Source organism: Lutibacter sp. (assembly GCF_041562875.1).
Classification (GTDB): domain Bacteria; phylum Bacteroidota; class Bacteroidia; order Flavobacteriales; family Flavobacteriaceae; genus Lutibacter.
This window is the reverse complement of the sequence record NZ_JBFFOE010000001.1, coordinates 23555-48810: the sequence shown is the minus strand read 5'-3', so window position 1 is coordinate 48810 and position 25256 is coordinate 23555. Positions and strand designations below refer to the sequence as shown.

Here is a 25256-nt window from a genome sequence, read left to right as displayed (position 1 = left end):
ATTTTCTTTTGCTTTACAAAAAAGATAAAATGATATTTATAGTCACTTTTTTTAAGTTTTTTAAATACTTAAATAAACCAAGTTTAATAAATGTGATTTTTTTGATTGGACATTATATTAAGATGCTAAAATTTATGCTTACATTTAAATGAAAACTAATCAAAAAAAATATAACTAGCTATTTGTTAGACTTAAGAACCATTAAAATAGACAAATACAATCTTATGAAATATAGAATAGAAAAAGACACCATGGGAAAAGTTGAAGTTCCTGCAGCCAACTATTGGGGAGCTCAAACTGAACGCTCAAAAAATAATTTTAAAATTGGTCCTGCAGGCTCTATGCCTTTGGAAATTATTTACGGTTTTGCCTATCTAAAAAAAGCAGCAGCACACACAAACTGTGATCTAGGAGTGCTTTCTTCAGAAAAAAGAGATTTAATTTCAAAAGTTTGTGAAGAAATTTTAGAAGGGAGATTAGACAATCAGTTTCCGTTAGTAATTTGGCAAACAGGCTCAGGCACACAAAGTAATATGAATGTGAATGAAGTAATTGCCAATAGAGCCCACGAAATTGCTGGAAATATACTTGGCGAAGGCAAACCAACTATTCAAGCGAATGATGATGTAAACAAATCACAATCAAGTAATGATACCTTTCCTACTGGAATGCATATTGCTTGTTATAAAATGATCCATGATGTTACTATTCCAGGTGTTGAAAAATTACGTGATACTTTAAAAGCAAAATCTATTGAATTTAAGGATGTTGTGAAAATTGGTCGTACACACTTAATGGATGCAACGCCTTTAACTATTGGTCAAGAATTTTCTGGGTATGTTTCTCAATTAAATCATGGTTTAAAAGCATTAAGAAACACTTTACCCCATTTAGCCGAATTAGCATTAGGCGGAACCGCTGTAGGTACGGGATTAAACACCCCAAAAGGTTATGACGTATTGGTTGCTCAAAAAATTGCTGAATTTACAGGATTGCCATTTATTACTGCTGAAAATAAATTTGAAGCATTGGCTTCGCATGATGCTATTGTTGAAACTCACGGAGCATTAAAACAATTAGCTGTTTCCTTAAATAAAATAGGAAATGATATAAGAATGATGGCTTCAGGACCACGCTCAGGAATTGGGGAATTAATTATCCCTGCAAACGAACCTGGAAGTTCAATTATGCCAGGAAAAGTAAATCCTACACAATCTGAAGCATTAACTATGGTTTGTGCACAAGTTATGGGTAATGATGTAACAATTACTGTTGGTGGAACACAAGGACATTATGAGTTAAATGTTTTTAAACCTCTTATGGCTGCAAATTTTTTACAATCTGCACGGTTAATTGGTGATGCTTGTGTTAGTTTTGAAAAGCATTGTGCTATTGGCATAGAACCCAATTACCCCAGAATTAAAGAGTTGGTTAGCAATTCTTTAATGTTAGTGACTGCATTAAATCCAAAAATTGGATATTATAAAGCTGCTGAAATTGCAAATACTGCACATAAAAATGGAACTACTTTAAAAGAAGAAGCTGTTCGCTTAGGTTATGTAACTCCCGAACAATATGATGAATGGGTAAAACCTGAAAATATGATTGGTTCTTTAAAATAATATGTTTAACATATTAAAACAAAAAAATCCTTGAATTAATTCAAGGATTTTTTTGTTCAATTTTATTATTAATTTATCAATGCAAAAGATTGTTTTGCAATTTCAACTTCCTCATTAGTTGGCACAATTAAAATTTTTGTTTTTGATGTTTCTGTATGAATTTCAGTCAATTTTTTAGCTCTAATATTATTCTTTTCAGCATCTAGTTCAATTCCAAAGTATTCCATATTAGTACATACTAATTTTCTAATAACATCAGAATTTTCTCCAATCCCAGCTGTAAATACTATCGCATCCAAACCATTCATTGCAGCTGTATAAGAACCAATATATTTTTTAATTTTATAAGCGCTCATATTTAAAGCTAACTGACAATCTTTATTTCCTTTTTCAGCTTCAGATTCAATATCACGCAAATCACTAAAACCTGTTAAACCAAACATACCGCTTTCTTTTTGAAGCATGTTATTTACTTCATCAAGAGAATAACCCAAATTATTTACTAAATGAAAAATAATAGCATGATCTATTTCACCACTTCTTGAACCCATTATTAGCCCTGTTACAGGCCCAAAACCTAATGATGTTTCAATACTTTTTCCGTTTTTTACAGCAACCATACTGCAACCATTACCTAAATGAATTGTAATTATTTTAGAATTTTCAATTCCTAAATATTCAATTACTTTTTCAGAAACGTATTTATGACTGGTACCATGAAATCCGTATTTTCTAATCTTATGTTCTTCCAAAAATTTATTTGGAATGGCATATTTATAAGCTTCAACAGGTATAGTTTGATGAAATGCAGTATCAAAAACAGCAATTTGCTTTGCATTAGGAAACATAGTTTCTGCAACTACAATACCTTCATAATTTGCTGGGTTGTGTTGTGGAGCTAATGAAAATAATTTTTTAATTTGATCTTTAACTTCTTGGTTTATAATAGTTGTATCTGAAAAAGTACTTCCTCCATGAACAACTCTATGCCCTACTGCTTCAACCTCTGAAGTAGATTTTAGTACTCCTACTTTTTCATCTAATAATAAGTTTACAATTTTTTCTAAACCAATTTTATGGTTTGGAATGTCTAAAACTTCATCAATTTTATTCTTTTCAGATTTATAATGAATTTCGGCATCATTTAACCCTATTCTCTCCACTAAACCTGAACATATAACTTCTTCTTGAGGCATATTAAATAATTGATATTTAATTGAAGAACTACCTGAATTAATTACTAAAATTTTCATTATAAACCTTGTGCTTGAATTGCTGTTAAAACTACTGTGTTGAATATATCATCTTCTGTACAACCTCTACTTAAATCATTTACAGGTTTATTTAAACCTTGTAACATTGGCCCAATTGCCAATGCTCCTGTTTCACGTTGCACTGCTTTATAAGTGTTATTTCCAGTATTTAAATCTGGAAAAATTAATACGTTTGCTTGTCCCGCAACTTCAGAATCTGGCATTTTGCTTTTTCCAATTCTTGCATCAACCGCTGCGTCATATTGAATAGGTCCTTCTACTTTTAAATCAGGACGTAATTCTTTTACTATTTCTGTTGCTCTGCGAACAATATCAACATCTTCACCTTTCCCTGAAGAACCTGATGAATAGGAAAGCATTGCAATTTTTGGATCCATACCAAAATTTATACTTGAATCTGCAGACGAAATTGCAATTTCAGCCAATTGCTCAGCATTTGGATTTGGGTTAATGGCGCAATCACCAAAAACTGAAACTCTATCTTCTAAACACATAAAAAATATTGATGAAACAACTGAAACGCCAGGCTTTGTTTTAATAAACTGTAAGGCTGGTTTTATAGTGTGTTGCGTAGTGTGCGCTGCTCCAGATACCATCCCATCAGCTAATCCTTTATGTACCATCATGGTTCCAAAATAAGAGACATCTCCCATTAGGTCTTCAGCCATATCAATAGTAAGTCCTTTATTTTTTCTTAATTCAAATAAGGTATTTGAAAAATCTTGATAATATTCAGATTCAATTGGATTTATAACGTTCACTTTACTTAAATCTAATTTTAATCCAAGACGAAGAATATTATTTTCAATAGTATCTTTATCACCTAAAATAGTTAAATCAACAATGTCCATTTCAACCAATCTACAAGCAGCTGAAATAACACGATCGTCATTACCTTCTGGTAAAACAATATGCTTTCTTTGTGTTTTTGCGCGTTTTAATAAATTATATTGAAACATTCTTGGTGTAATTCCATCATTATTTTTAAACGAAATTAATTTTTCATTCAATTTATCTATTTCAATATATTTATCGAAAGTACTTAATGACGTTCTTATTTTTTGCTTATTATCAGCATACATATGTGATCGTACAGCACCAATTTTATTTGCCACTTCAAAGGTTCCTTCTTTTGCTAATAAAATTGGAACAATTTGAGACAAACCATCTATTAATCTAATGATAGAATCATCTGGAACGATACCTCCTGTTAAAACAATTCCTGATATTTTTGGATAATTAGAAGATGCATTTGCTTGTAAAGCCCCTAAAATAATATCCGCTCTATCACCAGGAGTAATAATTAAACTATCCTCTTCAATATGATTAAGATAATTTCTTAGTTGCATTGCTCCTACTTTAAAACTTGATGACTGGTTATTAATATTGTCTTCCCCAAATAAAATTTTAGCATCAATCGCTTTTGCTATTTCTTTAATTGTTGGATTATTTAATGAAGAAATTATAGGAATTACATTTACCAAAACATTCTTTGGCAAATTTTTCTCAATACCTTTTCTAACTAAATCAATGTTTGTTTCTTGAACTTTATTAGCTACCACAGCTAAAACTTCAACATCCTTTTCTTTAAAAGAATCATAGGCCAAATGTAAACCATTTACAAACTCATCTAAGGTTTTACCAACACCACTTGAAACAATAATTGCAGGAATTCCTAGATTTTTTGCTATTAAAATGTTTGCATCTAATTCTATAGCAGCTCCTTCACCTGAAAAATCAGTTCCTTCAACTAATACAAAATCATTCTTTTCTTCAATACTTTTATATTTTTCAATAATTTTATCAAATATTTCTCCTTCTTTCCCTTCATTTCGCTTACTTATAAACTGAGAACGTGTAAATGCATATGCATCATCTGGATTGATATTTAACTCGAAATGTGAAATAATCGTATTGATATGATTATCCTTTTTTCCTTTCTTAACATCATCAATAATAGGTCTAAAATACCCAACTTTTGCTGTTTTTCCTAACAACATTCTCATTAATCCTAATGAAACAATAGACTTACCGCTATTGGCTTCGCTGGTAGCTATGTATATGGCTTTACTCATTATTTAAATTTTTTGCAAATATAATTCAATATTCAATGAATTCATTAGAAATCAAATTATATTTTAGTGACTTTTGTCACTGTTTAATCAAAAAAACTCATTAGAATAGCTGTATCTTTGAGCTATTAATTTTATTATAAAATATGACCACTTTAATCATCAATATAAAAGAACTATTACAAGTTGAAGACTCACCTAAGAAAATGGTTTCGGGAAAAGAAATGAAAATTCTTCCCGTTGTTAATGATGCTTTTATTTTAATAGAAAATGATATAATTATTAATTTTGGTGAAATGAAAGATTTATCCAATTTAATTGCTGACAAAATTATTGATGCTTCTGGAAGAATTGTATTGCCTGCTTGGTGCGATAGCCATACGCACATTGTATATGCTGGTAATAGAGAACAAGAATTTGTTGATAGAATTAATGGCCTTACCTATGAAGAAATTGCTAATAACGGAGGCGGAATACTAAATTCGGCAAAGTTATTACAAACCACATCAGAAGAAGAATTATACAAACAATCAGCTGTTCGTATTGAAGAAGTGATGAAATTAGGAACTGGTGCAGTAGAAATTAAATCTGGTTATGGCTTAACATTAGATGCTGAACTAAAAATGTTACGAGTGATAAAGAAATTGAATAAAAACTATCCTATTACCATAAAAGCAACTTTTTTAGGTGCTCACGCATTACCTTTTGAGTTTAAAAACAATAAAAATGACTATTTAGATGTAGTTATTAATGACATATTACCAATTGTTGCAAAAGAAAATTTAGCTGAATTTATAGATATTTTTTGTGAAACAGGTTATTTCTCTGTAGAAGATACTGAACGATTATTAAACGCTGGTAGCAACTACGGATTAATTCCAAAAATACATGTAAATCAATTTAATGCTATTGGAGGTGTGCAAGCTGGCATTAAATATAAAGCTGTTTCTGTTGATCATTTAGAAGAAATGAGAGATGAAGATATTAACGCTTTAAAAAACTCAAATACAATGCCTGTGGCATTACCTTCATGCTCTTTCTTTTTAAGTATTCCTTATACTCCAGCTCGAAAAATGATTGATGCAGGTTTACCATTGGCTTTGGCAACAGATTACAATCCGGGCTCTACTCCTTCTGGTAACATGAACTTTGTAGTGTCAACTGCTTGTATTAAAATGAAAATGACTCCTGAAGAAGCTATAAACGCAGCAACAATAAATGGTGCTTATGCAATGGGGTTAGAAAAAACACATGGAAGCATTTGCAAAGGTAAAAAAGCAAATCTTATAATTACTGAACAAATTCCAAGTTATAATTTTATTCCTTACTCTTTTGGAAACAACAAAATATATCAAGTTCTTATTGAAGGAAAAATTATTTAAATCTTATTTTGTCTTTTAAACAGTTTTCTTAAAATCGATTTATCTTCTACTTCGTGATAGCCATTTGAATATTTTCCGTATCCATAACCGTAGCCATAACCGTAACCATATCCATATTTTGATTTCACTTCAAAATCATTTAAAACAATGCTAATATTTGAAATTTCCTGCTTACGGTACTTTTCATTAATCATTTTTAACATTCCCTTTTGAGAATATCCTTGTCTAACAATATACACTGTTGAATCTGCATATTTTACTAATTCTAAGGCATCAGAAACTAGCCCAATTGGTGGAGTATCTAAAATAATATATTCATATTCCTCTTTTAAACTGTTAATTAAATCTTCAGTTGCTGAATTAATTAATAATTCAGAAGGATTTGGAGGAACAGGACCTGAAGTTATTACATCTAAATTTTCAATTTTTGTTTTTTGTATAATGCTTTCTTTACTTTCCTCACCAATTAAATAATTAACAATTCCAATTTTATTAGCAATTTCAAAATCCCCAAATATTTTTGGCTTACGCAAATCCAAACCTACCAAAATAGTTTTTTTACCACTTAATGCAAAAACAGTTGCTAAATTTATAGAAACAAATGTTTTACCTTCACCACTAACTGAGGATGTTACAATAATTGTTTTACACTTATCTTTTGTATTTCTTGAAAATAGAAAATGAATATTAGAACGCAATGCTCTAAAAGATTCTGAAACCGTAGATTTTGGTTTTAAAAACACCGCTAAATTATTTTCTGCTGTATTTTTTCCAACAACTCCTAATATTGGAATTGGTGAAATTCGTTCAATATCATCGGCTGTATAAATTTTACTATCTAATATTTCTTTTGCTATGATTACAAAAAGAGGTAAAATAGTTCCTAATAATAAAGCTATCACATAATTAAAGGACACTCTAGGTAATATAAAATCCTGACCCGTGTCTTTTGCTGTATCTAAAACAGAAATATCAGATACACTTGCTGCAATTGCTATTTCAGCTTCATATCTCTTTTGCATTAAAAACACAAAATTAGATTCTGTTAAACTGTACTTTCGTTGAAAATTTAATAATTTTTGCTCTTTATTTGGAAGTTTTGTTAACTGATAATTATAAGAATTTAGTCTACTTACACTATTCGCTAAACCAACATTTGTCACTTTTTTTAATGATGACAAATTTTCAAGCAATACATTTCTTGCTGTTTCAATTTCATCATTAATTAATTTTAAAGAAGGATGATTTGTAGTAACTTCTTTTGATAATTTTTCTTTTTGTATAGATAGTTCCGTTAATTTACCAACCATACCTGCTATAGAACCATCTTCAATATTTATGATAGCAGGTGCTGGTATTTTAGAATAATTTGAATTCGTTTTAATATAGTTTTCTAAATTTTCAAAATATACAATTCTATCAGCCAATTGCTGCTGCATTTTATCAAGTCCTAATGTTTGTGAAAATATTTCACCTGCTTCTGCAGATAAATTATAAATAGAATTCTGCTCTTTAAATTTTCCAATATTATCTTCAATCAATTTTAAACTATCTGATGTGTTTTTAAATTGAGCATCTATAAATTCTTTTGTGCTATAAGCATAATTTGTTTTTTGCTCTAATTCAAATTCAGATAAAACTTCAACCGTTTTATTTAAATAATCTACTAGTCTATTTTTATTGGAGCCTGTTAATGACAATTCTATAAGCGAGGTTCCAGAAAGACCATTTGCTCTTACATTTTGGTATTTACCTGTTGCTTGGCTTACCGTTTTTAATTGTATATAAAACGATTGTCCTATTAAAGATTTAGATTTATCCTTAATTTCAATTTGAGCCTTTAAAAATGGTAAATTTATATACTCATCAATTAAAAATATTTGAGAAAAATGCTTACTTTCAATAAGTAGTTTCTCTGTAGTTTCATCTTTATAATTAATTAAATTACTACTAGTTTCTCCTTTAAAATCTACCGATAATTTAAAACTATTGCTATCAATAAAATCAATTTTAATAAGTGTATTTAATAATTGATATTGATTAGGTTGAAGATTAATTACAAAATTAGTTTTACCATAAACATCCTCTGTTCTGAAACGCCCATCTTTTAAATATTCTATATAAAATTTTAATTCCTTAACTACTTTTTCATTATGAGTTCTAGAAATTAATGCTTTTCTTATTGATTCTACTTTATCACTTACACCACCCCAATTAAATGCAATATTTGTACCTGATGAAAAAAGTGGGTTTTGTTGTTCCTTTACAGCAATGGTAGTTTGTAAACCGTAAATTTTTTCAGTTGAAATATTAAAATAGTACGCAATTCCTAAAGCAATTAGAATTGAAAATAAAAACCATTTCCAATTTGCAAGAATTCTAAACAAATAATCTTTAATATCTGATATATGCTCTGCTCTGTTTTCAATAAAATTGAATTTATTCTCCATTACTACTCTTATATATTTTTAACTAATAATACAGAACTCACCAAAAACGATAATACTGTTACAACTGTTGAAAAAGTTTGAAGTCCTGTAGTTCCTGTCCCCCAAGCTTTTTGCTTTAATGGTGCTACATAAATAATATCATTAGGCTGAATATAAAAATTTTCAGATTCAAATATTTCAATTTTCGTAAGGTCTAACTTATATTTCTTAACACCATCCAATGTTTTTCTAATCAACGTTACATCTTCTCTATTCCCTAACTGAGAAATTTCTCCTGCATTTGCAATTGCATCAATTATTGAAACCTGATTTTGAGCTAAATTAATGGTACCTGGTGATCCTACTTCACCTGTAACTATAAAATTAATACCCGCCAATTTTACGGTCACAAAAACCAAATCGGGGTTTTTTAAAAAATTACTTAACTCACTTTCTATTTTTTTTCGAACTTCATTTTCAGTGTAACCTAGTACATTTAAATTACCAATATAAGGTATTCTAATATTTCCGTGTCTATCAATAGTATAACCCGAAAAATACAAACCTTCACCTTTACTTGAGCTATTATTACTGCTTACTTCACTTTTAAATAAAGAAACAAGCTCTGAGTTAACAGCTTTAATATCAATATATAACACATCATTTACTTGTAAACGATAAGGCTCATTATTTAGTTTATAAATTTCTGATTTCGCAATTGGCTCTCCTTGAAAATAAGTCATTTGTTTTGTGGTAACACAAGAAGAAAAACAACATAAAAACAATACGTATAAAAAAAGTTTTTTCATATAAAATTAGTGTAGTAAGGCAAATATAATTTTAAATAGCAAATTAAAATAATATTTCCATTATTTTCGTGCTAAATTTAGCCTAATATGTGGTTCAAAGTTAAGTCATTTATTTTATTTTTATTAAAATCTACCAATCAACATGGTGTACACTCCCCTTTTGTGTACAACCTAGTTACAAAATGCTTTTATCAAAAAACGGATGCTTCCAAAGTTAATTTAGTAAATACTGCTAAAAAATGGCTATCTCTTAATAAAAAAACCATAATTGTTACAGATTTTGGTAGTGGCTCAAAAGTTTTTAAAAATAATGAACGAAAAATAGCCGCTATTGCTAAAGTTGCAGGAATTAATACTAAAAAAGTAGCACTTTTACTTAGAATTTTAGCTTATTTTGAAATTAAAAATATGTTAGAAATAGGAACTTCAGTTGGTTTAGGAACTGCAACACTAAGTATAGGAAATTCAAAAGCTACTATCACTACACTTGAAGGATGCAAAAGCACCGCAACTATTGCACAAGAATTATTTGATACTTTTAAGTTGGAAAATATTAAATTAACTATTGGAAACTTTAAAGAAACATTACCTATTGCAGTAAATAACAGTAAATTCGATTTAATTTATTTTGATGGTAACCATCAAAAAGAAGCAACCTTAAACTATTTTAATTTGTGTTTAAAAACAATCCACAATAATTCCATATTTATTTTTGATGACATAAATTTGTCTCCAGAAATGCAGCAAGCATGGTCAACAATAAAAAAACATCCAAAAGTAACAATTAGCATTGATACTTTTTTTTGGGGAATCATTTTCTTCAGAAAAGAACAAGAAAAAGAACATTTCACAATAAGAGTTTAATATCTTATTTCATAAAAAAAATAAATACCTCTAAATCATGAAAATTTATACAAAAACAGGCGACAAAGGTAAAACTTCACTTTTTGGAGGAACAAGAGTCCCAAAATATAATTTAAGAATTGAAGCTTATGGTACCGTTGATGAATTAAATTCACACATTGGTTTAATTCGTGATCAAAAAATTGATACGCATACATCTAAAATTTTACTAATAATTCAGCATGAATTATTCACTATTGGCTCCATGTTAGCAACTCCACCAGAGAAAAAAGTGCTAAAAAATGGAAAAGAACGCTTAACTATTTCAAAAATTAGCAACGAATCTATTGAACTTTTAGAAAAAGAAATGGATAAAATGAATGAAACATTACCAGAAATGACTCATTTTATTTTACCTGGCGGTCACACAACAGTGTCATTTTGTCATATTGCGCGTTGTATTTGCAGAAGAGTTGAACGTATAACTACCCAACTAAGTGACGAAAGTAGCATTGAGCTTCAAATTTTAATGTATTTAAATAGACTTTCTGACTATCTTTTTGTGCTGGCACGGAAATTGACATTTGATAACAACGCTCAAGAAATCAAATGGATTCCTGAGAAAACAACATAAGTTCTTTATAATTTAAAAAAAAGTAATAAAAAACTTGACTATTTGAGTAAAAAAATTATTTTTGCAGAAAATTTAATACTACAAAATTATGTATTGGACATTAGAATTAGCATCCTATTTATCAGATGCGCCTTGGCCAGCCACAAAGGACGAATTAATTGATTATGCAATAAGAACTGGAGCACCTTTAGAAGTTGTAGAAAATCTTCAAGAACTTGAAGATGAAGAAGAAAATTTTGAATCTATAATCGAAATTTGGCCAGATTATCCATCTGAAGATGATTATCTTTGGAACGAGGATGAATACTAAAAAATAATAAACACAAAAAGTCTCGTTAGAGACTTTTTTTTTGGTTTATTAACTAAAACTTTAAACATATTTTAAGCCTTTTAAAAATAAAATATTTTAAATTCGCTTACTATTTAGATAACAACACCGATTACGCAAATAATAAGTAATCAATATAAATTGACACATTAATTATGAATATCATAAATTCAGTCCTTAAAGTATTTGTAGGAGATAAAAAGAAGAACGATTTAAAAATACTTCAACCAATTGTAACCAACACACTTTCTTTTGAAAAAGAAATTTCAGGTTTAACAAATGATGAGTTACGAGAGAAGACAAAATACTTCAAACTTAAAATAGAAGAAGCTACTCATGAATTTACTTCAAGAATAAAAACTCTCGAAGATGAAGCTCATGAAGCTAATGTAGATAGAAAGGAAGAAATTTACGCTGAAATTGACACCCTAGTAGACGAAGCTTATGAAGCTTCCGAAAAGATACTAACAGAAATTATGCCTGAAGCTTTTGCAGTTATTAAAGAAACTGCAAAACGTTTTACTGAGAATGAATTTATCACAGTAACAGCTACACCTTTTGACCGTGAACTTTCTGCTTCAAGAGATAATATTACTCTTGAAAATGAAAAAGCTATTTGGGCTAACAAATGGGATGCTCAAGGAAAAGAAGTTACTTGGGATATGATACATTATAATGTGCAACTAATTGGTGGAGCTGTATTACATAAAGGAAACATTGCTGAAATGATGACTGGTGAAGGTAAAACATTGGTTTCAACTTTACCTGTTTATTTAAATGCACTTACAGGTAAAGGAGTGCATGTTGTAACCGTAAATGATTATTTAGCAAAACGTGATGCTGCTTGGATGGGTCCTATTTTTGAATTCCACGGATTAAGTGTTGACTGTGTAGATCATCATGAACCAAATTCTGATGCACGTAGAAAAGCTTATAATTCTGACATTACTTACGGTACAAATAATGAATTTGGGTTTGATTATTTACGTGATAACATGTCACATTCACCAAACGATTTAGTGCAACGCCCTCATAATTACGCTATTGTAGATGAGGTGGATTCTGTATTGATTGATGATGCACGTACACCTTTAATTATTTCAGGGGCAACAGCAAACGCAGATCGTCACGAATTTAATGAACTAAAACCAAGTGTAGATAAAATTGTATCAACTCAACGTAATTATTTAACAGGAGTTTTAGCCGAAGTCAAAAAATTAATTAAAGAAGGTGACACTAAAGAAGCAGGATTCTTATTGCTTCGAGTATATAGAGGCTTACCAAAAAGTAAAGCATTAATAAAATTTTTAAGTCAAGAAGGTATTAGACAGTTATTACAAAAAACTGAAAACTTTTACATGCAAGATAACAATCGTGAAATGCCTAAAATTGACGAGGAATTATATTTTGTGATTGATGAAAAAAATAACTCTATTGAGTTAACCGATAAAGGAATTACATTTTTATCAGGTGATGATGGTGATGAAAACTTCTTTATTTTACCAGATTTAAGTACTGAAATTAGTCAAATTGAGAAGGGTGACATTAGTGCAGAAGATAAAACTTCCAAAAAAGAAGAATTATACCGTGATTACAGTATAAAAAGTGAGCGAATTCACACCATGAATCAATTATTAAAAGCATACACTTTATTTGAAAAGGATATTGAGTATGTAATCATGGATGATAAAATTAAAATTGTTGATGAGCAAACTGGTCGTATTATGGATGGTCGTCGTTATTCGGACGGTTTGCATCAGGCAATTGAAGCAAAAGAAAATGTAAAAATTGAAGCTGCTACACAAACATATGCAACTGTTACACTTCAAAATTACTTTAGAATGTACCGTAAACTTTCGGGTATGACAGGTACAGCTATTACTGAAGCAGGTGAATTTTGGGATATTTATAAGTTAGATGTTATTGAAATTCCAACCAACGTTCCATTAATTAGAAATGATAGAGAAGATTTTGTTTTCAAAACAAAACGTGAAAAATACAACGCGGTTATTGATGAAATTGAAAACTTAGTGAAGCAAGGTCGTCCAATTTTAGTTGGTACTACCTCAGTAGAAATTTCTGAATTATTAGGTAGAATGCTAGCTATCAGAAAAATTGGCCACAATGTATTAAATGCAAAATTACATAAAAAAGAAGCTGACATTGTTGCACAAGCAGGTAATGCCGGTGTTGTTACTATTGCAACCAATATGGCGGGACGTGGAACGGATATTAAATTATCTGATGAAGTGAAGGCTGCTGGTGGTTTAGCAATTATTGGAACTGAACGTCATGATTCTCGTCGTGTAGACCGTCAGTTACGTGGTCGTGCAGGTCGTCAGGGTGATCCAGGTTCTTCACAATTTTACGTTTCTCTTGAAGATAATTTAATGCGTTTATTTGGTTCAGAACGTATTGCGAAAATGATGGATAGAATGGGATTAAAAGAAGGCGAAGTAATTCAGCATTCTATGATTACCAAATCTATTGAAAGAGCACAACGTAAAGTTGAAGAAAATAACTTTGGAGTTCGTAAAAGATTGTTAGAATATGATGATGTAATGAACTCACAACGTGAAGTAATTTACAAACGTCGTCGTCACGCATTATATGGAGACCGATTACAAGTTGATATTGTAAATATGGTTTTTGATACTTGTAACCTATTGATTAGAGAGAATAAAACTACTAATGATTATCAAAATTTTGAATTTGAATTAATTAGATTTTCCTCAACGAGTTCGCCTTTTACTGAAGAAGAATTTAAAGCGTTGTCTGTACAAGAACTTACCGATAAATTATTTGATGTAGTTTATAAGCATTATAAAGAAAAATTAGAAAGAAGCGCAAAAGCAGCATATCCAGTAATTAAAGATGTTTTTGAAAATCAGGGTGATAAATACGAACGAATTGTAGTTCCTTTTACTGATGGTACAAAAGAATTAAAAGTAATTACTAATTTAAAAGAAGCCTACGAATCTCAAGGTAAAGGATTAGTTGTAGATTTTGAAAAAAATATTACACTGGCTATAATTGATGATACGTGGAAAGATCATTTACGTCAAATGGATGAATTAAAACAATCCGTTCAAAATGCAACATATGAGCAAAAAGATCCTCTTTTAATATACAAATTTGAATCGTTTGAATTGTTTAACGGAATGCTTGATAAGGTAAATAAAGAAGTTTTATCATTCTTATTTAAAGGAGAATTGCCTTCTCAAGCAGTAAATCAGGTTTCACAAGCAAGAGAGCAAAAAAGAGAAAAAGTTCAATTAAGTAAAGAAGAATACGGTAACCAAACTGAAAGTGCGCAAACCAACCAAACACAACAGCCACAAATAGTAGAAACCATTGTTAGAGCTGAACGTAAAATTGGTAGAAACGAGCAGGTTACCATAAAAAATGTAATGAGTGGTGAAAATAAATCATTAAAATTTAAACAAGCAATTCCTTTAATCCAAAAAGGAGATTGGGTTGTTGTTGAAGAATAAAATTTAACATCAAATAAAAAAGCTTAGGTGAAATCACCTAAGCTTTTTTTATGCACACCGTTTTATAGGTACTGTTCTTTTAATTAAAGTGAAATTTTAATTTCACTTTACATTTTTAGACTTCCTTATTTCTATCATAAGGAATGCTATTTAATATATGATTAATGGCAACTACTCTGGCAAATGTTTTTTTATTTGCCCTAATAATTTTCCAAGGAATATTGCTCTCCTTAGTTTTTTCAAACATTTTATTTTTATAGTCTGTATACACATCCCATAATTGTTGAGCATTCTCATCAACCGCAGTCATTTTCCATTGTTTTAAAGGATTACTTCTTATATCCTCAAAACGTTTAGCCTGTTCCTTTTTAGAGATAGACATATACATCTTAACTAAACGAATACCTGATTCAGTAATCATGCGTTCAAAATCATTCACTTGATTCATGAATACTTCATAATCTTCATTTGTACAAAATCCATTTACAGGTTCAACAACGGCTCTATTATACCAACTACGGTCGAAAAATACAATTTCTCCAGCTTTCGGAAATTGTTTTACATACCTTTGAAAATACCATTGCGTTTTTTCATCTTCAGTAGGTCTTGGTAATGCCATTATACGAAGATGACGAGGATTTAAATGTTCTGTTGCTCGTCTGATAGCACCTCCTTTTCCAGCTGCATCACGTCCTTCAAAAATTACAATAATTCGTTCATTATTATCAATTGCCCAAAATTGTAGTCTTATGAGTTCTACTTGTAATTTTTTTAATTTTTTCTCATAAGTAACATATCTAACTGCTTTTTCTACATTATAAGGTTCTTTCGCTAACAAAGCCTTTAAACCTTTATTTGTATTAAGAATTCCAACATCATCCTTGGTTATTTTATATCCTTTTTTCTCCATCTTAATTTAGTCTTTTAGATGATCTATAATACCTCATTACAATATTTGGATCGGGTAATAAAGTTGTTAAAGCTTCTTCTTTACCATCATATTCAAATTGTGATAAAACATATCTTATACTCTCTAATCTTGCAATTTGCTTATTATTAGCTTTCACAGTTATCCAGGGACTATAACTTGTATGTGTTTTACTAAACATTAGTTCTCTATAGTGGGTGTATTTATCCCATAATTCTTGTCCCTTTTGGTCAACTGGACTAAATTTCCAACGTTTTAAAGGTGTTGCTATTCTAGATTCAAACCTAGCCAATTGCTCTTCTTTAAGAATAGAAAACCAAAATTTAATTATAATTGTTCCATCTTCATATAACATATGCTCAAATTCTGGAACTTGTACCATAAACTTTTGATATTCATCCTCTGAACAAAAACCCATAACAGGTTCTACAACAGCTCTATTATACCAGCTTCTATCAAAAAAAACTATTTCTCCTGGGTTAGGTAATCTACGAATGTAGCGCCTAAAATACCATTGACCTCTTTCAACATCCGTTGGTTTAGCTAAAGCCACAACTCTCATTGAACGTGGATTTAAATGTTCTTTAAATCTTCGAATGGTCCCCCCTTTACCCGCAGCATCACGCCCTTCGAAAATTATAACAACACGCTTTTTATTTTTAGATACCCAATGCTGCAATTTCACTAATTCAATTTGTAAACGACGTAATTCTTCTTCATAAGATAATACTTTATTTACTTTATCAATTGGAATATTCTTTTCTTTAATTCTTTGTAAAAGTTCCTTATTTGAAGTTATATTTTCAAAATCCTCAATAGTTAATTTTGGTAATTCTTTCATTATTAATCGTCATTTTCAAAAGTTATACACTGTATAGGGTTGTTTGAAAGTTGTAATTTAGCATCTGAAGGTGAAATATAAGGAATTCCTAATCCTAATCCTCGCAAAATAAATAATATTCCTATAATAACAACAAAAACAGGAATTATCTTCTGAATTTTAGCACGTATTTTTAAACTTATAAAATTACCAATTAATACTGCTGAAGTCATTAAAGGAACTGTTCCCAATCCAAATAAGATCATGTATAGAGCGCCTCCAAACGGATTTCCAGTTGAAATTGAACCAATTAGAGCCATATAAACCAAGCCACAAGGTAAAAACCCATTAAAAAACCCAATTAAAAATAATGCTTTGTTTGATTTTTTTGTTAAGTAAAATCCTAATTTATGTTTTACTTTTCCAATAATTGCATATAAAGGTTTTGAAAAATTATATTTATTAAAAATTGATATTGGAATTAACACTAGAGCAATCATAACAACTCCTGTTAAAACGGATAAACGTTGCTGAAATCCTGCTAAATACAGTCCTTTACCAATAAAACCAAATACAATTCCAATTATTGCGTAGCTTAATATTCTACCAAAATGGTATAAAAATGTTTGAAATATAAGTAATGATGTAGAATCTCTATTTACTGGTAAAATAAATGCAATTGGACCACACATTCCAATACAATGAAAACCGCCAGCCAATCCTAAAAAAAGTCCTGTCCAAAGCATCTTAATACATTATTTTTTCCTTAAATAAATAAGTGTTATTATTATTTACAGTCCATTCAATTTTAACATTCCACCTTCCGTCAACTAACTTTTCATCAGGAATAAGTAGATCATTAGTTTCTAGGTCTATAGGCAATTCAAAATCTATTTTATCATTAGATAATCTTTGAAAAGCTATAATTCCTTTAATTTTTGAAGCTTCAAACTCTGAAGGAAAACTAATTAATAAACCTAAATCAATCTTTTTTAAAGTAATATTTTGTTTTAATTCAGCAGCTTTATTTAATTTATCAATCTCTTGTTGATAATTTAATTCATCTTTATAATAATCATCTGAAACCAAATGATGATCATATTGAGGTAAAAACGTAACCTTATACACAAAAGATAATATAAATATTACAAATGCTACAATTGAAATAATGATGCCGGTAGGCCAACTAATTTTAAACTTCATTTAATTAATTTTTATAGGTCCTGAAAAATTAGTGGTTGTTTTTTCAATTAATTTTCCGTTTGAATAAATTCCAATTTTTAATTTTTCTTTTGATGAACTCAAATCACTTTTGTTAATTTCAATAAATAGAGTTCCTTCTTTTAATCCTTGCTTTTTAATACTCATAATTCCTCCTATCACTTCTATACGACCTCTGTGTGAAATTAATTTTATTTCAACATTTTCGATATCTTCTGTAGTTTTATTGATGAACTTAACCGTATAAACATTTTTCACCGTAGTTTCTGTTGATTGAAATGTTAGCCCTGGTAACCTTAGTATAGTTGCTTCCAAATCAGTTCTTAAAAATAACATGGTTGTAAGAACAGTAACTAAAATTGTTAATATTGCTGAATAAGCTATTAAACGTGCATTAAATTTGAATTTTTCTTTTTTCTCAATATTATCTTCTGAAGCATAACGAATTAGACCTCTTTCAAATCCAACTTTATCCATCATTTCATCACAGGCATCAATACAAGCTGTACAATTAATACACTCTAATTGTGTACCATTTCTAATGTCAATTCCTGTTGGACAAACTAAAACACATTGTTTACAGTCTATACAATCTCCATTTCCTAAATCATCTCTATTTTCATCTTTTCTTAGTTTTTTTCTCCCATTTTCACTTTCTCCTCTAACAAAATCATATGCAACATTAATAGATTTATTATCTAATAATACTCCTTGTAAGCGACCATATGGACAAACTATAATACAAACTTGCTCCCTAAACCAAGCAAAAACAAAATAGAACACAACCGTAAATACAAGCAAATAAGTTAAAGTACTTAGATGTTCTATTGGTCCATCTTTTATATAACCTAAAACCTCATCTGAACCTATGATATATGCTAAAAAAACATTTGAAATTATAAATGAAATTATAAAAAATGACATCCATTTTAATAAGCGCTTTCCAATTTTTTCAGTATTCCAATCTTGTTTATCAAGTTTAATTTGTTTATTTCTATCACCTTCAATTAAGTATTCAACTTTTCTAAAAACCATTTCCATAAAAATAGTTTGAGGGCACATCCATCCACAAAATATTCTACCAAAAATTACCGTAAATAATATAACAAATACAACACTTATTAATAACGAGATTACCAATAAGTGAAAATCTTGAGGCCAAAAAGGAAATCCGAAAATATGAAATTTTCGTTCTAAAACATTAAATAGCAAAAATTGGTTTCCTTTTATTTTAATAAATGGCGATGCTAACATAAAAGCTAATAGAACCCAGCTTACAAAAGTTCTATAGTTATAGAATTTTCCTTTTGGTTTTTTAGGAAATATAAAATTACGTTTTCCGCTTTCGCTTATTGTTCCTATTGAATCTCTAAAGATTTCTTTATTTTCTGTGCTCATACCTGAATTTTAAAAAGGCTGCTTTATGATTTTTTTAATTTCGTAAAAATATGGTTATAAATACAACCTTTTAGATACAAAAGTGACAAAAATCATAAAAACAGCCTAATTATATAAACTATAAAAAATAAAAACATAGAACAAACGAATGCCCTATGTTTTTAAAAATTAATTTTGTGTTATTCTTCAACAGCTTCAACTACTACTGGAAATAAAACATCTCCTTCTGCAGCCTTAGGATTTGCAGGTAAAGTACCTTGCATAGATATAATATAACTAGCTAATTGAATTCTTTCTTCCCTTGTGACTGAACTTTCCCAAGCAATCATACCTTTTCCAGGTCTTCCTCCTTTAGAAATAGTGTTAAAAATAGTTTTAACATCTCCTCCTAAAATCCAAGTATTGTCAGTTAAATTTGGGCCAATACTCCCTCCCAAATCAGCTAAATGACACGCAAAACAAGTTTTAGAAGTAAATAATTCCTTCCCTTTTGCTAAATCTTCAGCACTTGTAAGTGCAACAATATTAGCATCATCAAATAATTGTGGATTTGCTGCTTTATAGGCTTCAATTTCCGCTTTTCCTGCTGCTACTGCTGCTTCATATTCTTTATCTTGGTTATATGCTTCAGAATTATAAAATACTTGAAAAATATAAAACGCACTTATTGCAATTGTAATGTAAAAACCATACAACCACCAAGGTGGTAATACATTGTCTAATTCTTTAATGCCATCATAATCATGGTCTAACATGATGTCTTCTTCTGTACCTAGTTCGTGAGCTTTGGTCATAGATTTCATAAATCTTTTCCAACCCGATATTTTTTCTGAATTTTTATTCATGATTGTTTTCTTTACTATTAGTATCGTTCTCTAAAGGTAATTGACTTATTTCATCATATGTATTTTTAGGCATTTTTATAACAATAATAAACATTGTAACAAAAACTATAAAAAAAAGTACTAATGAAATAATTGGATATATTTCAACTCCATCCATACCATCAAAATTATGCGATATAAATTTTAACATATTAAATTATTTTAGTGCAGTTTTATTTGCTTTAATATCAGTTCCTAAACGTTGTAAATAAGCAATTAAAGCAACAATTTCCTTATTTTGAATATTACTATTTCCGTAATTTTTAACAAATTCAGGATCTTGCCTTAAATTATTTTCAATTTCTTTGGCTTGTGCTAATATATCTTGTTTAGCACTACTAATTTCTTCATCAGTATAAGGAACTCCTAATGTTACCATAGCTTTCATTTTCACCTCTATATCAGATGCATTCAAATCATTTTTAATAATCCATGAATAACGTGGCATGATTGAACCTGGAGATGTAGAACGAGGGTCAGACATATGGTTAAAATGCCAGTTATCATTGTATTTTCCACCTATTCTGTGTACATCTGGTCCAGTTCTACGAGAACCCCATAAAAATGGATGATCATACACAAATTCACCAGCTTTAGAATACTCTCCATAACGCTCAACTTCAGATCGGAAAGGGCGAATCATTTGAGAGTGACAGTTATTACATCCTTCACGCATATATATATCTCTTCCCTCTAATTCTAAAGGAGTATATGGTTTAACACTTGATATTGTTGGGATGTTTGATTTCACCAAAATTAAAGGGACTATTTCAACTAAACCTCCAATTAATATTGCAACTGTGGTTAAGATGGTAAATAATACAGTTCTTCTTTCTAACCAAGTATGCCAACCTTCACCAGCTATTCTTTGTCCGCTAATCTTTTTCAAAGGCATTGCTTCTGCCAATTCATCTTCAACAGTTGAACCTGCTTTTGCAGTTTTAATAACATTATAAGCTAATAATAAAAACCCTGTTAAATATAAGGTACCACCAATAGCACGCATTGCATACATTGGTATAATTTTAGTAACTGTTTCAAGGAAGTTTCCATAAACTAAAGTTCCGTCAGGATTAAAATCTTTCCACATTAAAGCTTGTGTAAAACCTGCAACATATAATGGAATTGCATAAAATAAGATCCCCAATGTTCCCAACCAAAAATGCGTATTCGCTAATTTTTTAGAGTATAATGGCGTTTTCCAAAGTTTTTCGGCTAACCAGTAAACAATACCAGCAATCATAAATCCGTTCCAAGCTAAAGCTCCAATATGCACGTGCCCAACAATCCAATCTGTATAATGACCAATTGCATTTAAATTTTTGAAAGAAAGCATTGGACCTTCAAAAGTTGCCATACCATAACCTGTAATTGCAACTACAAAGAATTTTAATACTGGATTTTCACGAACTTTATCCCATGCTCCACGAAGCGTTAATAAACCGTTAATCATACCACCCCAAGATGGGAAAATTAGCATAATTGAAAATACAGTACCTAAATTTTGTGCCCACTCTGGTAAAGCTGTATATAATAAATGGTGAGGACCAGCCCAAATGTATAAGAATATTAATGTCCAGAAATGAATAATAGACAACCTATAAGAATAAACAGGTCTATTTGCAACTTTAGGAACAAAATAATACATCAACCCTAGAACAGGAGTTGTTAAGAAAAATGCAACTGCATTATGACCGTACCACCATTGTACCATGGCATCTTGCACACCTGCATAAACTGAGTAACTTTTGAATGCTGTTACTGGTAACTCTAAGTTATTAAATATATAAAGGACCGCAATTGTAATTAGTGTTGCTATATAAAACCATATTGCAACATAAATATGTCGCTGTCTTCTTTTTAAAATAGTTCCAATTAAGTTAATCCCAAAAACTACCCAAATTAAAACAACAGCTATATCTATTGGCCATTCTAATTCTGCATACTCTTTTGTTGAAGTATAACCTAAGGGCAATGTAATTGCTGCAGCTACAATAATAGCTTGCCAACCCCAAAAATGTACTCTACTTAATACATCATTAAACATTCTTGCCTTTAAGAGTCTTTGAGTTGAATAATAAATTCCCAAAAAGATACCATTACCTACAAATGCAAAAATAACTGCATTGGTATGTAATGGACGTAAACGTCCAAAACTTAACCATGAAATAGCATTATCTGATCCTGCAAATTCTAATAATCCTGGGAATACAAAAAGTAAGGCTACAGTAAGCCCTACTAACATGCCTACAATTCCCCATAGAATTGTAGCCCAAAGAAACATTTTTACGATTTTATTATCATAATAAAACTGTTCTTTTTCCATACTTGTTTGATTAATTGTTAATTATTATTTAGTTGATTTATTCTTGAATCTTTTCTTTTTTTTCTGTAACTAATTCATCATCAAACAACATACGAACTGAGGGTGTATAAGTATCCTCATACTGCCCAGATTTAACTGATTTAATAAATGCAATAAAAAATAAAACAGCTATAATAATGCTAACACCAATTGTTATGTATACTACTTCCATTTTATAATTTGTTTTTGACTTTTAGTTTAAATACAAAAATAATTTTTTATTGATAAAAAAGGATGATATTTATCATATACTTTTTTTTAACTCCCTTTTTATTTACAAATTACTCTATTTTTTTTGAAATCCAATTCGTTAAAATTGTTACGAAAATCACAATTGAAATCGAGCTTAAAGGCATTAAAATCGCCGCAATAACTGGAGTTAATTGCCCCGTTAAGGCAAAATACATCCCAACAATATTATATAAAAACGAAAATACAAAACTTGCTTTAATTATAACAATTGTTTTATTGGCTAATGTTAAAAACTTTGGTAATTTGTTGAAAAATTTTGCATCAAGTATTGCATCACAAGCTGGTGAAAACACGTTTACATCTTCAGAAATTGCAATTCCAACATTACTTTGTGCCAATGCTCCTGCGTCATTTAAACCATCTCCAATCATCATAACTTTGTTTCCTTTATTTTGAAGTGCTTTTATATATTCTAATTTACTTTCAGGTTTTTGATTAAATTGAAATTGTGTGTTTATAGGTAATAATTCTTTTAAAAACTTCTTTTCCCCATCATTATCACCTGAAAGAATTACCAAATTGTATTTTTTTGATAAATTTTCAAAAACCTCTTTTGTTCCTGCTCTATAATTATTCTTAAAAATATAACCACCTTTTAATCTATTGTTAATTTTAATGTAAATGGCTGTTTCATTAATACCAACTACATCAGAACCCACGAAACTAGCTGAACCCAATTTTATTTCTGTATTGTTAATTATAGCTACAATACCCTTTCCCAATATTTCTTGAAAAGAAGTTGGATTTTCAATTGATGTTTCAACATCAATATATTCATATAGAGACCTACTTAATGGATGATTAGATGCTCTTAAAACACTTTTAATTAGCGAAAGTTCTTCATTTGAAAATTCTTCTCCTTTATAAGATAGTTGAGTTTTATCACTTGATGTTATAGTTCCTGTTTTATCAAAAATAATAGTATCAATTTTTGCCATATTTTCAATGGTCTCAGCATTTTTTAAATAGAATTTCTTATAACCAAAAATTCGTAACATATTTCCAATTGCAAATGGTGCAGATAATGCTAATGCACAAGGGCAAGCAATAATTAATACAGCCGTAACAACATTTATTGCCATTGATGCATTATAAAAATACCAAAATATACCTGCTGAAATACCAATAAATAATATAGCAAATGTAAAATATTTGCTAATAGTGTCAGTTATATTTTTTATAGTAACATCGTTGGTTTTATTAAACACATCATTGCTCCAAAGTTGAGTTAAATAACTTTGAGAAATTGTACTAATAACTTCCATTTCAATGGCTCCAGCAGTTTGTTTACCGCCTGCAAATAACTTATCTCCAGATTGTTTAATTACTGCTACCGATTCACCAGTTACAAAACTATAATCTATAGCTGCATTTCCATTAATCAAAATTCCATCAACTGGTATTAATTCTTCATTTCTAATTAATAATCTATTCCCTTTTACAACATCATTTACTGAAATACTTTTTTCAACACCCTCAACAATTATAGTAACTGCGATAGGAAAATACGATTTGTAATCACGTTCGAACGATAAAAAATTATAGGTTTTTTGTTGAAAAAATTTACCTAACAACAAAAAAAGAATTAACCCTGCTAAACTATCAAAAAAACCAGAACCAATATCCAAAATAATTTCAATAGAACTTCTTATAAATAACACTGAAATTCCTAATGCTATTGGAACATCTATATTTAAAATACGATGTTTAATTCCTTTATATGCTGAAATAAAATAATCTTTTGCAGAATAAAAAACCACTGGAACTGCCATGAAAAACATTAACCATCTGAACAAAGGCTTATATTTTTCTAACCAAAACTCATTAACCGCAAAATATTCTGGAAATGATAATAGCATGATGTTCCCAAAAGCGAAAGCCGCTATAGAAACTTGATAAATTAAGGTTTTATCAATTTTAATCCTTTTAGAATCAGCATCCTCTAAACTTATATAAGGTTCATAACCAATAGATGTAATTAACTCAACAAGTTGTTTTAAATTAGTTTCTTTATTTTTAAAGGTAATTCTAATCGTCTTCATTGGAAAATTTACCATTGAAGTTAAAACTCCATTATTTATTTTATTCAAATTTTCCAAAACCCAAATGCATGAACTACAATGAATACTAGGAATATAAAATTCTACTACAGAAGTTTCGCTATCATTAAACTCTAAGAGTTTTTCTATAATTTCTTCATTTTCTAAATAATTATATTTGCCTTGTATTTCTTTTGGAATAGTTCCTGGAGAAGATTCTAAATCATAATAACAACTTAACTCATTAGCATTTAATATTTCATAAACAGTTTTACAACCGTTACAACAAAAATCTTTTTCATTAAAATGAATTGGATTTTTACCACAATCTGCGCCACAATGATAACAACTATTCAAATTCATACTATAAATTAAGTTCTGCACAAAACTATTCATTTAATAATTTATTGGTATGACAAATATCATTTATTTTTGTACATTAGCCCGCAATTACTACACATA

The 25256-nt window shown here is 29.5% G+C and carries 20 protein-coding genes; 6 read left to right on the top strand and 14 right to left on the bottom strand.

Annotated elements, in window-relative coordinates; translation table 11 throughout:
* Positions 1 to 224 precede the first annotated feature (224 nt).
* Complete coding sequence (gene fumC / locus ABY863_RS00220) at positions 225 to 1622, top strand: class II fumarate hydratase (protein ID WP_372792128.1); 1398 nt, start codon at positions 225 to 227, stop codon at positions 1620 to 1622.
* Between the two features lie 68 nt (positions 1623 to 1690).
* Here fumC and ABY863_RS00215 read toward each other — a convergent pair whose 3' ends face one another.
* Together ABY863_RS00215 and pta are read right to left on the bottom strand one after the other, a co-directional pair.
* Complete coding sequence (locus ABY863_RS00215) at positions 1691 to 2875, bottom strand: acetate/propionate family kinase (RefSeq protein WP_372792126.1); 1185 nt, start codon at positions 2873 to 2875, stop codon at positions 1691 to 1693.
* A complete protein-coding gene (gene pta / locus ABY863_RS00210) occupies positions 2875 to 4971 on the bottom strand; it encodes a phosphate acetyltransferase (protein ID WP_372792124.1) in 2097 nt (698 codons plus the stop codon). Before pta ends, ABY863_RS00215 begins: the two co-directional genes overlap by 1 nt.
* Before the next feature lie 143 nt (positions 4972 to 5114).
* Here pta and hutI point away from each other — a divergent pair, with 143 nt between their 5' ends.
* Positions 5115 to 6350, top strand: coding sequence for an imidazolonepropionase (gene hutI / locus ABY863_RS00205; RefSeq protein WP_372792122.1), 1236 nt, complete (start codon positions 5115 to 5117; stop codon positions 6348 to 6350).
* On the opposite strand, the gene ABY863_RS00200 is transcribed toward hutI, so the two are convergent.
* Together ABY863_RS00200 and ABY863_RS00195 are read right to left on the bottom strand one after the other, a co-directional pair.
* Positions 6347 to 8800 carry a polysaccharide biosynthesis tyrosine autokinase gene (locus ABY863_RS00200; RefSeq protein ID WP_372792120.1) on the bottom strand — a complete coding sequence of 818 codons (2454 nt, stop codon included), beginning with the start codon at positions 8798 to 8800 and terminating at the stop codon, positions 6347 to 6349. The two genes, hutI and ABY863_RS00200, sit on opposite strands and share 4 nt — an antisense overlap.
* Positions 8801 to 8808: 8 nt before the next feature.
* Entirely contained in the window at positions 8809 to 9588 is a 780-nt protein-coding gene (locus ABY863_RS00195) for a polysaccharide biosynthesis/export family protein (RefSeq protein ID WP_372792118.1), read from the bottom strand.
* A gap of 87 nt (positions 9589 to 9675) precedes the next feature.
* Between ABY863_RS00195 and ABY863_RS00190 the strand changes: the two genes are divergently transcribed.
* From ABY863_RS00190 to secA, 4 genes are all read left to right on the top strand, one after another.
* Positions 9676 to 10452, top strand: coding sequence for an O-methyltransferase (locus tag ABY863_RS00190; protein WP_372792116.1), 777 nt, complete (start codon positions 9676 to 9678; stop codon positions 10450 to 10452).
* A gap of 37 nt (positions 10453 to 10489) precedes the next feature.
* Entirely contained in the window at positions 10490 to 11065 is a 576-nt protein-coding gene (locus ABY863_RS00185) for a cob(I)yrinic acid a,c-diamide adenosyltransferase (RefSeq protein WP_372792114.1), read from the top strand.
* Positions 11066 to 11153: 88 nt separating this feature from the next.
* Positions 11154 to 11375 (top strand): DUF2795 domain-containing protein, encoded by a 222-nt coding sequence (locus tag ABY863_RS00180; protein WP_372792112.1) that lies wholly within the window; start codon positions 11154 to 11156, stop codon positions 11373 to 11375.
* A gap of 173 nt (positions 11376 to 11548) precedes the next feature.
* Positions 11549 to 14887, top strand: coding sequence for a preprotein translocase subunit SecA (gene secA, locus ABY863_RS00175; protein WP_372792110.1), 3339 nt, complete (start codon positions 11549 to 11551; stop codon positions 14885 to 14887).
* A gap of 115 nt (positions 14888 to 15002) precedes the next feature.
* Here secA and ppk2 (ABY863_RS00170) read toward each other — a convergent pair whose 3' ends face one another.
* From ppk2 (ABY863_RS00170) to ABY863_RS00125, 10 genes are all read right to left on the bottom strand, one after another.
* The gene (gene ppk2 / locus ABY863_RS00170) at positions 15003 to 15797 is read right to left on the bottom strand and encodes a polyphosphate kinase 2 (RefSeq protein ID WP_372792108.1); all 795 of its coding nucleotides are present in this window, start codon (positions 15795 to 15797) and stop codon (positions 15003 to 15005) included.
* A gap of 1 nt (position 15798) precedes the next feature.
* Complete coding sequence (gene ppk2 / locus ABY863_RS00165) at positions 15799 to 16656, bottom strand: polyphosphate kinase 2 (protein ID WP_372792106.1); 858 nt, start codon at positions 16654 to 16656, stop codon at positions 15799 to 15801.
* A 2-nt stretch (positions 16657 to 16658) separates the two neighbouring features.
* Positions 16659 to 17381 (bottom strand): sulfite exporter TauE/SafE family protein, encoded by a 723-nt coding sequence (locus tag ABY863_RS00160; RefSeq protein WP_372792104.1) that lies wholly within the window; start codon positions 17379 to 17381, stop codon positions 16659 to 16661.
* 1 nt (position 17382) lies between these two features.
* Positions 17383 to 17838, bottom strand: coding sequence for a FixH family protein (locus ABY863_RS00155; RefSeq protein WP_372792102.1), 456 nt, complete (start codon positions 17836 to 17838; stop codon positions 17383 to 17385).
* Positions 17839 to 19254 (bottom strand): cytochrome c oxidase accessory protein CcoG, encoded by a 1416-nt coding sequence (gene ccoG / locus ABY863_RS00150; RefSeq protein WP_372792100.1) that lies wholly within the window; start codon positions 19252 to 19254, stop codon positions 17839 to 17841.
* Positions 19255 to 19433: 179 nt separating this feature from the next.
* Positions 19434 to 20099, bottom strand: coding sequence for a cbb3-type cytochrome c oxidase N-terminal domain-containing protein (locus ABY863_RS00145; protein WP_372792098.1), 666 nt, complete (start codon positions 20097 to 20099; stop codon positions 19434 to 19436).
* Complete coding sequence (locus ABY863_RS00140) at positions 20092 to 20289, bottom strand: CcoQ/FixQ family Cbb3-type cytochrome c oxidase assembly chaperone (protein ID WP_372792096.1); 198 nt, start codon at positions 20287 to 20289, stop codon at positions 20092 to 20094. Before ABY863_RS00140 ends, ABY863_RS00145 begins: the two co-directional genes overlap by 8 nt.
* A gap of 6 nt (positions 20290 to 20295) precedes the next feature.
* Positions 20296 to 22464 carry a cytochrome-c oxidase, cbb3-type subunit I gene (gene ccoN, locus ABY863_RS00135; RefSeq protein ID WP_372792094.1) on the bottom strand — a complete coding sequence of 723 codons (2169 nt, stop codon included), beginning with the start codon at positions 22462 to 22464 and terminating at the stop codon, positions 20296 to 20298.
* 37 nt (positions 22465 to 22501) lie between these two features.
* Positions 22502 to 22675, bottom strand: a complete 174-nt coding sequence (gene ccoS / locus ABY863_RS00130; protein WP_372792092.1) for a cbb3-type cytochrome oxidase assembly protein CcoS — start codon at positions 22673 to 22675, stop codon at positions 22502 to 22504.
* Positions 22676 to 22784: 109 nt separating this feature from the next.
* The gene (locus tag ABY863_RS00125) at positions 22785 to 25157 is read right to left on the bottom strand and encodes a heavy metal translocating P-type ATPase (RefSeq protein WP_372792090.1); all 2373 of its coding nucleotides are present in this window, start codon (positions 25155 to 25157) and stop codon (positions 22785 to 22787) included.
* Positions 25158 to 25256 lie beyond the last annotated feature (99 nt).

Excerpts from the sequence above, each read along its gene's own strand:
- fumC (WP_372792128.1), top strand. The coding sequence starts at position 225 with ATGAAATATAGAATAGAAAAAGACACCATGGGAAAAGTTGAAGTTCCT.
- ABY863_RS00215 (WP_372792126.1), bottom strand. The coding sequence starts at position 2,875 with ATGAAAATTTTAGTAATTAATTCAGGTAGTTCTTCAATTAAATATCAA.
- pta (WP_372792124.1), bottom strand. The coding sequence starts at position 4,971 with ATGAGTAAAGCCATATACATAGCTACCAGCGAAGCCAATAGCGGTAAG.
- hutI (WP_372792122.1), top strand. The coding sequence starts at position 5,115 with ATGACCACTTTAATCATCAATATAAAAGAACTATTACAAGTTGAAGAC.
- ABY863_RS00200 (WP_372792120.1), bottom strand. The coding sequence starts at position 8,800 with ATGGAGAATAAATTCAATTTTATTGAAAACAGAGCAGAGCATATATCA.
- ABY863_RS00195 (WP_372792118.1), bottom strand. The coding sequence starts at position 9,588 with ATGAAAAAACTTTTTTTATACGTATTGTTTTTATGTTGTTTTTCTTCT.
- ABY863_RS00190 (WP_372792116.1), top strand. The coding sequence starts at position 9,676 with ATGTGGTTCAAAGTTAAGTCATTTATTTTATTTTTATTAAAATCTACC.
- ABY863_RS00185 (WP_372792114.1), top strand. The coding sequence starts at position 10,490 with ATGAAAATTTATACAAAAACAGGCGACAAAGGTAAAACTTCACTTTTT.
- ABY863_RS00180 (WP_372792112.1), top strand. The coding sequence starts at position 11,154 with ATGTATTGGACATTAGAATTAGCATCCTATTTATCAGATGCGCCTTGG.
- secA (WP_372792110.1), top strand. The coding sequence starts at position 11,549 with ATGAATATCATAAATTCAGTCCTTAAAGTATTTGTAGGAGATAAAAAG.
- ppk2 (WP_372792108.1), bottom strand. The coding sequence starts at position 15,797 with ATGGAGAAAAAAGGATATAAAATAACCAAGGATGATGTTGGAATTCTT.
- ppk2 (WP_372792106.1), bottom strand. The coding sequence starts at position 16,656 with ATGAAAGAATTACCAAAATTAACTATTGAGGATTTTGAAAATATAACT.
- ABY863_RS00160 (WP_372792104.1), bottom strand. The coding sequence starts at position 17,381 with ATGCTTTGGACAGGACTTTTTTTAGGATTGGCTGGCGGTTTTCATTGT.
- ABY863_RS00155 (WP_372792102.1), bottom strand. The coding sequence starts at position 17,838 with ATGAAGTTTAAAATTAGTTGGCCTACCGGCATCATTATTTCAATTGTA.
- ccoG (WP_372792100.1), bottom strand. The coding sequence starts at position 19,254 with ATGAGCACAGAAAATAAAGAAATCTTTAGAGATTCAATAGGAACAATA.
- ABY863_RS00145 (WP_372792098.1), bottom strand. The coding sequence starts at position 20,099 with ATGAATAAAAATTCAGAAAAAATATCGGGTTGGAAAAGATTTATGAAA.
- ABY863_RS00140 (WP_372792096.1), bottom strand. The coding sequence starts at position 20,289 with ATGTTAAAATTTATATCGCATAATTTTGATGGTATGGATGGAGTTGAA.
- ccoN (WP_372792094.1), bottom strand. The coding sequence starts at position 22,464 with ATGGAAAAAGAACAGTTTTATTATGATAATAAAATCGTAAAAATGTTT.
- ccoS (WP_372792092.1), bottom strand. The coding sequence starts at position 22,675 with ATGGAAGTAGTATACATAACAATTGGTGTTAGCATTATTATAGCTGTT.
- ABY863_RS00125 (WP_372792090.1), bottom strand. The coding sequence starts at position 25,157 with ATGAATTTGAATAGTTGTTATCATTGTGGCGCAGATTGTGGTAAAAAT.